The following is a 12,117-nucleotide window of genomic DNA, read 5'->3' as shown; positions in this document are numbered from 1 at the left end:
TCTCTCCTGGTGAGACGACCGGTGAGGGCGGCTCCGCTACCGGTGCGCCGGTGTCCGGCGGGCGACCCGCTGGCGGAGCAGGGTGGCGGCGGCCTCGGCCAGCGCCACCGGGTCGACCGGGTGGGAGACCGCGGCGTCGGCCCGGCTCCAGGCGGCCAGCCAGGCGTCCTGCGGGCGGCCGATCACCACCAGCACCGGCGGGCAGCCGTAGATCTCGTCCTTGAGCTGGCGCCCGAGGCCCAGCCCGCCGGCCGGCACCGCCTCGCCGTCCAGCACGCAGAGGTCGATCCCGCCCTTCTCCAGGGCACGCAGCACGGCCGGAGTGGTCGCGCACTCCAGGTACTCGACCTCCGGGAGATCGGCGGCGGGCCGGCGGCCGAGCGCCAGGGTGACCTGCTCGCGGGTGTTGCGGTCGTCGCTGTAGACGAGAACGGTGAGCGTCTCGTCGGTCCTGTGCGCCATGGGCCCTGCTCCCGGGTGCTCGTCCCCATTAATAGGTGTCGTGCGGGTCGGTTCGGCGCGGCCGGTGTGATCCGGACCACGTTCTCCTCCGGATGCTACTCCCGCCCACCCCTCGTGGTGAGCCCCTGACGCGATCTCGCTCAAGCCGCCGCGCGCACCACTCACCCCTGCGGGTGTACCGGCGTCACCCTCTTCGCCGTAGACCACCCGGACGGCTCTGCCGCTACACCCTCGGCGACCCCGGGCGCCGGGGGACACGCGGAGCAGACGAGTGGCCCGGCCCGCCGGAAGGGCACCGAACAACCGTCAGAAATCGGACAATGCCCAGCGAGCGGCACCCGGGGCCCGCCCGCCCGAGTCCAACGGGGCATACCGCACGCACCGGACACTCCGAGGGAGACCCCCCGACGTGAAGACGGAATAAGGGACCGACATAATGTCCGTCGTGGCGACAGCAACAGCAACAGAAACCGGACACGCGCACGGAGCGGTCAACAGGCCGAACCTGGTCAGCGTCGGAACCATTGTCTGGCTGAGCTCCGAGCTGATGTTCTTCGCGGCCCTGTTCGCGATGTACTTCACGCTCCGCTCGGTCAAGGGCGCAGAGTTCTGGACCGAGAAGGCGAGCGCCCTCAACGTCCCGTTCTCCTCGGTGAACACCACGATCCTGGTGCTCTCCTCGCTCACCTGCCAGCTCGGCGTCTTCGCCGCCGAGCGCGGTGACGTGAAGAAGCTCCGCTCGTGGTTCACCATCACCTTCGTGATGGGCGCGATCTTCATCGGTGGTCAGATCTTCGAGTACACCGAGCTGGTGAAGACGGACGGGCTCTCGCTCTCCTCCGACCCGTACGGCACGGTGTTCTACCTGACCACCGGCTTCCACGGTCTGCACGTGACGGGTGGTCTGATCGCCTTCCTGCTGGTCCTGGGACGGACGTACGCAGCCAAGCGGTTCACTCACGAGCAGGCCACCGCCGCGATCGTGGTGTCGTACTACTGGCACTTCGTCGACGTCGTGTGGATCGGCCTGTTCGCGACCATCTACCTGATCAAGTAACCAGCTGATCAGGTCGCTGGCCGCCGGCCGGAGACCGTGCCTGCCATCCGGCAAGCGCCCCACCGACCCGACCTCGCGTCCCCTTGCCCGGCCTGAGCAGCCGAGGCACCCGGACGCGGCCACCAGCCGACCAGATCCTGACACCGGGGTTATTCCGTGAAAAAGCTCTCCGCACGACGGCGCCACCCACTGGCGGCGCTGGTCGTCCTACTTCTCGCCCTGGCGGCCACCGGGGGGCTGTACGCCGCTTTCGCGCCGGCCGAGAAGGCCCAGGCCGACACCGCCGCGCAGTCCCTGCAGATCGACGAGGGCCGCAAGCTCTTCGCCGTGGGCTGCTCCTCCTGCCACGGGCTGAACGGCCAGGGCAGCTCCGACGGTCCGAGCCTGGTCGGCGTCGGTTCCGCCGCGGTCGACTTCCAGGTCGGCACCGGCCGCATGCCCGCGCAGCAGCCCGGCGCCCAGGTGCCGGCGAAGAAGAACATCTACTCGCAGGACGACATCGACAAGATGGCGGCCTTCGTGGCCTCGCTCGGCCCCGGCCCGGTGGCCCCGACCGCGGAGCAGTACACCGCGACGGACCCGAACGCCGTGGCCAAGGGCGGCGAGCTGTTCCGTACCAACTGCGCCCAGTGTCACAACTTCGCCGGCCAGGGCGGTGCGCTCACCAAGGGCAAGTACGCGCCGTCGCTGGAGGGTGTCGACTCGAAGCACATCTACGAGGCCATGCAGACCGGCCCGCAGAACATGCCGTCGTTCCCCGACACCACCATGCCGGAGGAGCAGAAGAAGCAGATCGTGGCCTTCGTCCGCCACACCACCAACGAGGAGCCCAACCCCGGTGGTCTCACGCTGGGCAGCCTCGGTCCGGTGACCGAGGGCCTGTTCGGCTGGATCTTCGGTCTCGGCGTCCTCATTGCGGTCGCGATCTGGGTTGCCGCCCACACCACCAAGGCCAAGAAGTCATGAGCCACGACATCTCTGAAGAGAACCTGCCGGAGTCGCACGGCGACTCCCACGGCCACGCGGTCGCCGTCCACGACGACCCGTTCGCCGACCCGGGCCTGCCGGTCCACCAGCCGCGTCGCACCGACATCGACGAGCGGGCCGCCAAGCGGGCCGAGCGCCAGGTGTCGCTGATGTTCGTGATCTCGATGCTGGCGACCATCGGCTTCATCGCCTCGTACGTGGTCTTCCCGATCGACAAGATCGTCTACATCTTCCCGATCGGCAAGGTCAGCGCGCTCAACTTCGCGCTCGGCCTGACCCTCGGTGTGGCGCTCTTCTGCATCGGCGCCGGCGCGGTCCACTGGGCCCGCACGCTGATGTCGGACCACGAGATCCCGGCCGAGCGTCACCCGATCGAGGCCGACGACGAGCTCCGCGCGGACGTCATCGAGCAGTTCAAGACCGGCGCCGCCGAGTCCGGCTTCGGTCGCCGCAAGATGATCCGCAACACCATGATCGGTTCGATGGCGCTGGTGCCGCTGTCCGGTGTCGTGCTGCTGCGCGACCTCGGCCCGCTGCCGGAGCAGAAGCTGAACCACACCGGCTGGGAGGTCGCCTCCCCGCAGAAGCCGCTGCAGCTGATCAACATGAACACCAACGAGCCGATGAAGGCCGAGGACATCATCGTCGGCTCGCTCACCTTCGCCAAGCCCGAGGGCCTGGAGGAGGACGCGGAGGACTTCCAGGTCCAGATCGCCAAGGACGCCCTGATGCTGGTCCGGATCGCTCCGGAGGACATCAAGGACAGCGCCTCCCGTGACCTGGGCTTCGAGGGCATCCTCGCCTACTCGAAGATCTGCACCCACGTCGGCTGCCCGATCAGCCTGTACGAGCAGCAGACCCACCACGCGCTCTGCCCCTGCCACCAGTCGACCTTCGACCTGGCGGACGGCGCCCGCGTCATCTTCGGCCCGGCCGGTCACCCGCTTCCGCAGCTGAAGATCACCACTGACGAGCGGGGCTTCCTGGTCGCCACCGGCGACTTCGACGAGCCCGTCGGTCCGAGCTTCTGGGAGCGCAAGCGATGAGCACGACGAGCGGCGCGACCTCCAGCGCCCCCAAGCCGGCCAGCACCCGAGCCAAGCCCGCCAACAAGGCGGAGGCGGTGGCGGACTGGGCGGACGGCCGGCTGGGGATCTACACCCTGGCCAAGTCCAACCTGCGCAAGATCTTCCCGGACCACTGGTCCTTCATGCTCGGCGAGATCTGCCTCTACAGCTTCGTCATCATCATCCTCACGGGTGTGTACCTGACGCTGTTCTTCAAGCCGAGCATGGCCGAGGTCGTCTACCACGGCCCGTACGCCCCGCTCGACGGCATCCGGATGTCCGAGGCCTACGCCTCGACCATGGACATCAGCTTCGAGATCCGCGGCGGTCTGCTGATCCGCCAGATCCACCACTGGGCCGCGCTGGTCTTCGTGGCGGCGATGCTCGTGCACATGATGCGCGTCTTCTTCACCGGCGCGTTCCGCAAGCCCCGCGAGATCAACTGGGTCTTCGGCTTCCTGCTGCTCGTGCTCGGCATGTTCGACGGCTTCTTCGGCTACTCGCTCCCCGACGACCTGCTGTCGGGCACCGGTATCCGGTTCATGGAAGGCGCGATCCTGGCGGTGCCGCTGGTCGGCACCTACGTCCAGATGTTCCTTTTCGGCGGGCAGTTCCCCGGCACCGACATCGTGCCGCGGTTCTTCACCATCCACGTGCTGCTCATCCCGGGCATCATGCTGGGCCTGCTGGTGGCGCACCTGATCCTGGTCTTCTACCACAAGCACACCCAGTGGGCGGGCCCGGGCAAGACCGAGAAGAACGTCGTCGGCATGCCGCTGATGCCGGTCTACATGGCCAAGGCCGGTGGCTTCTTCTTCCTGGTCTTCGGCATCATCGCGGCCATCTCGGCGATCGCCACGATCAACCCGATCTGGGCGTACGGCCCGTACCGTCCGGACCAGGTGTCGACCGACGCCCAGCCCGACTGGTACATGGGCTTCTCCGAGGGCCTGATCCGCGTCATGCCGGGCTGGGAGGTCTCGGTCTGGGGCGGCCACACCCTCAACCTGGGCGTGATGATCCCGCTGGCGATCTTCCCGCTGGTCCTGGTCGCGATCGCGGTCTACCCCTTCATCGAGGGCTGGATCACCGGTGACAAGCGCGAGCACCACATCCTGGACCGCCCGCGCAACGCCCCGGTCCGCACCGGTCTCGGCGCGGCCTGGATCAGCCTGTACCTGGTGCTGCTGGTCGGCGGTGGCAACGACCTGTTCGCCACCCACTTCCACCTGTCGCTGAACTCGATCACGTACTTCGTCCGGGTCGGCTTCTTCGTGGTGCCGGTGATCGTCTTCTTCGTCACCAAGCGCTGGTGCCTCGGCCTCCAGCGCCGGGACAAGGAGAAGGTGCTGCACGGCCGCGAGAGCGGCATCATCAAGCGCCTGCCGCACGGTGAGTTCGTCGAGGTCCACACGCCGCTCGCGGCCAAGGACCTGCACACCCTCACCGCGCACGAGCAGCCCCGGCCGATCGAGCTCCCGGCTCAGACCGACGAGAACGGTGTCGCCCGCAAGGCCGGCCTGGTGGCCAAGACCCGCGCCAAGCTCTCCGAGGGCTACTACGGCGAGGGCGGCCAGATCACCAAGCCGACCGTCGAGGAGTTCCGCGAGATCGAGAGCGGCCACGGCCACCACTGACCGGGTCTGATCGACCACGCTGATCCGCCACAGTACGAGGGCCCCTGCGCAGCAGCGCAGGGGCCCTCGTCGTACCCGCCCGCCGGGCACAATGGTGCCCAGGCGAACCCCCAGGAGCATCCGTGCAGCTGTCCGTCGACCACGACTCCCCCGTCCCCCCGTACGAGCAGGTCCGCGCCCGGATCGCCGAGCTGGCGCACAGCGGCGAGCTGCCGGTCGGTCGGAAGCTGCCCACCGTCCGGGCGCTCGCCGAGGAACTCGGCCTGGCGGCCAACACGGTGGCCCGGGCCTACCGCGAGCTGGAGGCGGACGGGGTGGTGGAGACCCACGGCCGGCGCGGCACCCTGATCGCCGCGGTGGGCGACACCTCGCACCGGCTGGCGGCCGCGGCGGCCGCGGAGTACGCCCGGCACGCGGTACGCCTCGGGGTCACCGAGCAGGAGGCGCTGGCGGCAGCAGCCGGCGCGCTCACCGTGGCGTACGGCGAACGCGCCCAGCAGCGGGCCTGAGGGCCCGTCGGGAGTGGCTCACACCTGCGGCAGCAGACCGCCCCAGCTCTGGCCGGGCCCGCCGTCGACGGTGCCGGAGGTGGACACCGGCTTGCCGAGGGCGCTGTGCTTGACCCAGTCCTCCCAGGAGACGTTCCAGTCCCCGAAGCCGTTGCCGAACGGCTCCATGGTGGCGCCCAGACTGTTGACCACCTGGACGATGTCACCCACCCGGGTGTTCTCGTAGAACCAGTGGGCGTTCTCGGTGCTCATACCGGTGCAGCCGTGGCTGACGTTGGCGACACCCTGGGAGCCGACCGACCAGGGCGCGGCGTGCACGTACTCGCCGCTCCAGGTCACCCGGGTGGCCCACATGACCTCCAGGTCGTAGGACTCCGCGCTGCCGGCGGCTATGCCTATGCTCTCGCCGCTCATCCGCACCTGGGACTCCTGGCCGAGCACCACCTTGACGCCGTTGCGGGTGTCGAAGCCGGGCTTGCCGGTGGTCACCGGCAGCGTCTTGACCAGCTCGCCGTTGCGCTTGAAGGTCAGCTCGTGGGTGCCCGCGTCCACCAGCGCCTCGACCCGGTCGCCGGTGCGCAGGCTGAGGCTCTTGCGGTCGCCGCCGTAGAGGCCGTCGGCGATCCGGGCCCCGGCCGCGTCGAAGACCAGCTGGACCTTGGCGTTGGCCGGCCAGTAGGTCTGCGGCCGGAAGTGCAGGTTCTGGTCGTCCACCCAGTACCAGGCGCCGACCGCGGCCGGCTCCGAGCTGACGGTCAGGCTGCGCTCGACCTCCTGGCGGCCCGCCGGGTCCTTGACCGGTGCGGAGAGCTTCACGGTGAGCGGCTGGCCGACGCCGTACAGGCCGCTGCCCGAGGAGTCCGGCCCCAGCTCGGCGGTGAGCAGGTTCTGTGCCGCGACGGTGCTGAAGGCCGTGGTGGTCAGGCCCCGGCCGCCCTTGCCGTTGTCCGCGGCGACCTGGACGGTGTAGTGGGTGCCGGCCCGCAGCCGTCCGGTGGTCTGCCAGCTGGCCTGGTCGTCGGCCAGCCGGCCGGCCACCTGCTTGCCGTCCGGACCGGTGACGGTCACGTCGGTCAGCCGGCTGCCCGGCACTGCGGTGACGGTGTAGGGCTTGGACGGGTCGACGTCGGTGTCGGCCGCGGCGTGCACCAGTGGCCCGGCGTCCACCGTCGAGTAGGTGAGGGCGTCCTTCGTGCCACCCGCTGATGAACAGGCCGCGACCGGCACCAGCAGCAGTATCGCGGCGGCGGCGGTCCGCCCGTTCGTGTGTCTCCGACTGCGGCCCATCGTTTCCTCCGAGCTCTTGAGACGATTACTCGGAGCGTAGGAAGCACCCGGACGGACGGCACCCCGGCGCCCGGCCGGTTGCCCCACCCGGGTGAAGGGCCCCTTGGGGCGCTTGGGCCGTGGCTTGAGCGGCCGAACGGTGGACGGGCGGCCGACCGGCGTGGCGCCCCCGGCGTGGCGCGCCGGGGGCGGGCTCCGGGCGGCACACGGGCAGCGCAAAGCACCGGGCCGGACACCCCCGAAGGGATGCCCGGCCCGGTGCGTGCGGCGGGAGCGAACCTACTGGTTCTGGTTCTCGCCGCGGTAGAACTCGAAGACCCAGCCGTACAGGCCGACCAGGATGATCGGGATCGACCAGTAGAGCAGCCACCAGCCGAAGATGACGCCCAGGAAGGCGAGCGCGCCACCGACCGCCAGGGAGAGCGGCTGCCAGCTGTGCGGGGCGAAGAAGCCGATCTCACCGGCGTCGTCGGCGACCTCGGCCTCCGGGTTGTCACCCGGGCCCGCGTCCACCCGCTTGGCCGTGAAGGCCAGGTAGTAGCCGATGAAGGCGCACAGCGAGAAGGCCAGGAACAGCGCGGTGGTACCGGCCGGCTCCTTGGACCACAGGCCGTACGTGATGGCCATCGCCAGGATGAAGACGGCGAAGCCGATGAAGATCTTGCCCTGCTCCTTCATCAGGCGTCACCCTCCTTCTTGCCCTTGCCCAGCGGGGGGCGGTCGTACTGCGCGGGGGTCACACCGGCGAAGTGCTTGGCGTGCTCGCCGTGGTTCTCCAGGTAGTCCAGCGCGGCGATCTCCGGGTAGTGGAGGTCGAAGGCCGGCGATTCGGAGCGGATCCGCGGCAGGGTGAGGAAGTTGTGCCGAGGCGGCGGGCAGGAGGTCGCCCACTCCAGCGAGCGGCCGTAGCCCCACGGGTCGTCGACCTCCACCTTCTCCCCGTACTTGGCGGTCTTCCAGACGTTGTAGAGGAACGGCAGGATCGACAGGCCGAGCAGGAAGGAGCCGATGGTGGAGACGGTGTTGAGCGTGGTGAAGCCGTCCGAGGCCAGGTAGTCGGCGTAGCGGCGGGGCATGCCCTCGGCGCCGAGCCAGTGCTGGACCAGGAAGGTCGCGTGGAAGCCGATGAACAGCGTCCAGAAGCAGATCTTGCCGAGCGTCTCGTCCAGCATCTTGCCGGTCATCTTCGGCCACCAGAAGTGGAAGCCGGCGAACATCGCGAAGACGACGGTGCCGAAGACCACGTAGTGGAAGTGGGCGACCACGAAGTACGAGTCGGAGACGTGGAAGTCGATCGGCGGGGAGGCCAGCAGCACCCCGGTCAGACCGCCGAAGAGGAAGGTGACCAGGAAGCCGACCGTCCAGAGCATCGGGGTCTCGAAGCTCAGCGAGCCCTTCCACATGGTGCCGACCCAGTTGAAGAACTTCACACCGGTCGGGACCGCGATCAGGAAGGTCATGAAGGAGAAGAACGGCAGCAGCACCTGGCCGGTGACGTACATGTGGTGCGCCCACACCGTCACGGACAGACCGGCGATCGCGATGGTGGCCGCGATCAGACCGGAGTAGCCGAACATCGGCTTGCGGCTGAAGACCGGGATGATCTCGGACACGATGCCGAAGAACGGCAGCGCGATGATGTACACCTCGGGGTGCCCGAAGAACCAGAACAGGTGCTGCCAGAGCATCGCACCACCGTTGGCCGGGTCGAAGACATGTGCTCCGAACTTCCGATCCGCCTCCAGCGCGAAGAGCGCGGCGGCCAGGACCGGGAAGGCCAGCAGGACCAGCACGGCGGTCAGCAGGACGTTCCAGACGAAGATCGACATCCGGAACATCGTCATGCCGGGCGCGCGCATGCAGATGATGGTGGTGATGAAGTTGACCGCACCGAGGATCGTGCCGAAGCCGGAGAAGGCCAGACCCATGATCCACATGTCGGCGCCGATGCCCGGGGACCGGACGGCGTCGGACAGCGGGGAGTAGGCGAACCAGCCGAAGTCGGCGGCACCCTGCGGGGTGATGAAGCCGGCCACCGCGATGATCGAGCCGAACAGGTAGAGCCAGTACGCGAACATGTTCAGCCGCGGGAACGCGACGTCGGGCGCACCGATCTGGAGCGGCATGATCCAGTTCGCGAAGCCCGCGAAGAGCGGGGTGGCGAACATCAGCAGCATGATCGTGCCGTGCATGGTGAACGCCTGGTTGAACTGCTCGTTCGACAGGATCTGAGTCCCGGGACGAGCCAGCTCGGCGCGCATGACCAGCGCGAGGATGCCGCCGATCAGGAAGAACGCGAACGACGTACCGAGGTACATCGTGCCGATCGTCTTGTGGTCGGTGGTGGTGAGCCACTTGATGATGGTGGAACCCGGCTTGCGGGTGCGCTGGGCACCGCCGGCCGTGACGGCCCCGGCGCCCCCGCCGGCCGCGGCGGGCTCGTTGAGGATGGTCACTCTGCTTCACTTCCCGTGGTCGTGATGCCCGAAGGCACCGCGCCGCTCTGGCCCTTGGCCCGCAGCTCCTTGAGGTGCTGCTCGTACTCGTCGTGGGAGACGACCTTCACGTTGAAAAGCATCCGCGAGTGGTCGACGCCACACAGCTCCGCGCACTTGCCGCGGTAGGTGCCCTCGGCAGTCGGGGTGACCTCGAACGCGTTGACCACGCCGGGCACGACGTCCTGCTTCATCAGGAAGTTGATCGGCCAGAAGTCGTGGATCACGTCCCGCGAGGTGAGGACGAACTTCACCGACTCGTTGACCGGGAGCCACAGCGTCGGCGGCTCCTGCGGAGTGCCGATGTCGTACGCGGCGGTGCTGCTCGCCGGGTCCGGCTTCTCGGTGTTCTCGTAGTTGAACGCCCAGCTCCACTGGAAGCCCACCACGTTGACCGTGTGCTGGGGCTTGGCGGAGGTGGAGGTCAGCGTCGCCTCGTCGCGGGCGACGAAGTAGAAGAGCACCGAGACGATGACAAGGGGGACCGCTGTGTACAGCGCCTCGATGGGCACGTTGTACCGGGTCTGAGCGGGGATCTCCACCTTGGTGCGGCTGCGCCGGTGGAAGATCACGCTCCAGAGGATCAGACCCCACATCAGTGCGCCGACAGCCAACGCCGCGATCCACGATCCCTGCCACATATGAAGGACCAGGGGTCCTTCCTCGGTGACCGGGGAGGGGAGGCCAAGCCTGGGCAGGTCGTTGGCCGAGCAGCCGGTGGCGGACGCGATGACGAGGCCCAGTGCCAGCGCCTGAGGCAGCTTCCGCCGCATCGTGCGCCGCGGCGAGCGGTCGGAGCCGTTGGGACTCACGTAGCGCCTTCCCGAAGTCTCGCCCGCGATCGCGCCACCCTGAAGGGGAGCCTCTGCTCCCCCGGCGGCCCGGCCACGGGCACGGTTTGAATGCTTATGCGGGCCAAACGCTACTGCATCCTTATGCGCCACTCACGAGCAGCCCCCGGTAACGCGCCGCCCGGCTACCCGATCAGACCCGGGTGGGGCGGACCCGCAGGTCATCGTAGGCATCCGAGGGTCGCACGCCCGATCGGGCGACGGCACTGCGACACGCGGGTGACGGACCGTCGGGCCCGGACGAACCAGCCGAAAGCGGGTACTTCCCGGCCACCCCGGCAGCCACGGCTGAGCCGTCGTCAGCGCCGCGCGGCGCCGTCCGGCGGGCGGGATAGCGTGGGAGCCGTGTCGTACTTCGATGTCGCCTCCACCGCCCCGCTGCACCCCGTCGCCCGGCAGGCGCTGACCGCCGCGCTGGAGGAGGGCTGGGCCGACCCCGCGCGGCTGTACCGCTCCGGACGGCAGGCCCGGATGCTGCTGGACGCGGCGCGGGAGACGGTGGCCGAGGTGCTGGGGGCGCGGGCGGACGAGATCTCGTTCACCACGAGCGGCACCCAGGCGGTGCAGCTGGGGATGCTCGGGGCGCTGCGCGGCAACCGGCGCCGGGGCGCGCACCTGGTGCACTCGGCGGTCGAGCACTCCGCCGTCCTGCACACCGCCGAGCAGCACGAGGCGGCCGGCGGTGAGGTCGGCGTGGTGCCGGTGGACCGGCTCGGCCGGGTCGCCCCCGCCGCGTTCGCCTCCGCGCTCCGGCCGGACACCGCCCTCGCCGTCCTGCAGTCGGCCAACCACGAGGTCGGCACCCTCCAGCCGGTGGCCGAGACGGCCGGGCTCTGCGGCGAGGTGCCGCTGCTGGTGGACGCGGCGCAGAGCGCGGGCCGGCTCCCCGTGCCGGGCGGCTGGTCGCTGCTGACGGCCAGTGCGCACAAGTGGGGCGGCCCCGCGGGCGTCGGGGTGCTGGCCGTCCGCAAGGGGGTGCGGTACGCCTCGCCGCTGCCCGCCGACGAGCGCGAGGGCGGCCGGGTGCCCGGTTTCGTCAACGTGCCGGCGATCGTGGCCGCGGCCGCCTCGCTGCGCGCGGTACGGGCCGAGGCCGAGCGGGAGAACGCGCGGCTGCACGCCCTGGTCGAGCGGATCCGGGCGCGGGTGCCGCGGCTGGTCCCCGAGGTGGAGGTGGTGGGCGATCCGGTGCACCGGCTGCCGCACCTGGTCACCTTCTCCTGCCTCTACGTGGACGGCGAGGTGCTGCTGACCGAGCTCGACCGGGCCGGGTTCGCGGTCTCCTCGGGCTCCTCGTGCACCTCCTCCACCCTGACCCCGAGCCACGTGCTCGCCGCGATGGGGGTACTGACCGAGGGCAACGTCCGGGTCTCGCTCCCGTACGGCGCGGCCGAGGCGGACGTGGAGCGCTTCCTCGCCGTCCTGCCGGACCTGGTCGCGGGCGTCCGCGCCCCGCTGGGGCTCGAGCTCGAGCTTGAGGTCGAACCGACGCCTGCGGCGGCCGCGGCGCAGGAGGATGCGGCCATGAGCGGGCGAATCACCCGGCCGCCCCGAGCCGAAGGACGCGCCGGTGCCGAAAGGGACGAGCGACAAGCGAACGAAGAGAGTGCCGGAGCGAGGAGTGTCGGCATCGGGTCGGAGCGTCCGGAGGCGAGCGGGCGATTCACCGGGCCGCCCCGAGCCGAAGGACGCGCCGGTGCCGAAAGGGACGAGCGACAAGCGAACGAAGAGAGTGCCGGAGCGAGGAGTGTCGGCATCGGGTCGG

Annotated in this window: 11 protein-coding genes; 6 read left to right on the top strand and 5 right to left on the bottom strand. The window is 69.6% G+C overall.

Annotation, left to right across the window (positions count from 1 at the left end; genetic code table 11):
* Positions 1–36: 36 nt before the first annotated feature.
* Positions 37–462, bottom strand: a complete 426-nt coding sequence (locus AB0K43_RS27975; protein WP_363644523.1) for a hypothetical protein — start codon at positions 460–462, stop codon at positions 37–39.
* A 436-nt stretch (positions 463–898) separates the two neighbouring features.
* Between AB0K43_RS27975 and AB0K43_RS27970 the strand changes: the two genes are divergently transcribed.
* From AB0K43_RS27970 to AB0K43_RS27950, 5 genes are all read left to right on the top strand, one after another.
* Positions 899–1,519 (top strand): heme-copper oxidase subunit III, encoded by a 621-nt coding sequence (locus AB0K43_RS27970; protein ID WP_363644521.1) that lies wholly within the window; start codon positions 899–901, stop codon positions 1,517–1,519.
* Positions 1,520–1,675: 156 nt separating this feature from the next.
* Positions 1,676–2,485 (top strand): c-type cytochrome, encoded by an 810-nt coding sequence (locus AB0K43_RS27965; RefSeq protein WP_363644519.1) that lies wholly within the window; start codon positions 1,676–1,678, stop codon positions 2,483–2,485.
* Positions 2,482–3,552, top strand: coding sequence for a Rieske 2Fe-2S domain-containing protein (locus AB0K43_RS27960; protein ID WP_363644517.1), 1,071 nt, complete (start codon positions 2,482–2,484; stop codon positions 3,550–3,552). The genes AB0K43_RS27965 and AB0K43_RS27960 overlap by 4 nt, the downstream gene beginning before the upstream one ends.
* Entirely contained in the window at positions 3,549–5,210 is a 1,662-nt protein-coding gene (locus tag AB0K43_RS27955; RefSeq protein WP_363644515.1) for a cytochrome bc complex cytochrome b subunit, read from the top strand. The genes AB0K43_RS27960 and AB0K43_RS27955 overlap by 4 nt, the downstream gene beginning before the upstream one ends.
* Before the next feature lie 122 nt (positions 5,211–5,332).
* The gene (locus AB0K43_RS27950; RefSeq protein ID WP_363644513.1) at positions 5,333–5,719 is read left to right on the top strand and encodes a GntR family transcriptional regulator; all 387 of its coding nucleotides are present in this window, start codon (positions 5,333–5,335) and stop codon (positions 5,717–5,719) included.
* 18 nt (positions 5,720–5,737) lie between these two features.
* Here the strand turns inward: AB0K43_RS27950 and AB0K43_RS27945 are convergent, their stop codons facing one another.
* The 4 genes from AB0K43_RS27945 to coxB all read right to left on the bottom strand — a co-directional run bounded on the left by AB0K43_RS27945 (position 5,738) and on the right by coxB (position 10,313).
* Positions 5,738–7,006 (bottom strand): Ig-like domain-containing protein, encoded by a 1,269-nt coding sequence (locus AB0K43_RS27945; RefSeq protein ID WP_363644511.1) that lies wholly within the window; start codon positions 7,004–7,006, stop codon positions 5,738–5,740.
* Positions 7,007–7,285: 279 nt separating this feature from the next.
* Entirely contained in the window at positions 7,286–7,684 is a 399-nt protein-coding gene (locus AB0K43_RS27940) for a cytochrome c oxidase subunit 4 (protein WP_363644509.1), read from the bottom strand.
* Positions 7,684–9,369, bottom strand: a complete 1,686-nt coding sequence (gene ctaD / locus AB0K43_RS27935) for a cytochrome c oxidase subunit I (RefSeq protein WP_363644551.1) — start codon at positions 9,367–9,369, stop codon at positions 7,684–7,686. Before ctaD ends, AB0K43_RS27940 begins: the two co-directional genes overlap by 1 nt.
* 89 nt (positions 9,370–9,458) lie before the next feature.
* A complete protein-coding gene (gene coxB / locus AB0K43_RS27930; RefSeq protein ID WP_363644507.1) occupies positions 9,459–10,313 on the bottom strand; it encodes a cytochrome c oxidase subunit II in 855 nt (284 codons plus the stop codon).
* A gap of 384 nt (positions 10,314–10,697) precedes the next feature.
* Here coxB and AB0K43_RS27925 point away from each other — a divergent pair.
* Positions 10,698–12,117 (top strand): aminotransferase class V-fold PLP-dependent enzyme (locus AB0K43_RS27925; RefSeq protein WP_363644505.1); only part of this gene is annotated, 1,420 nt, incomplete at its 3' end.

Source organism: Kitasatospora sp. NPDC049258 (genome assembly GCF_040678895.1).
In the GTDB taxonomy this organism is placed as follows: Bacteria; Actinomycetota; Actinomycetes; order Streptomycetales; family Streptomycetaceae; genus Kitasatospora.
This window is presented reverse-complemented; position numbering and strand designations above follow the sequence as displayed.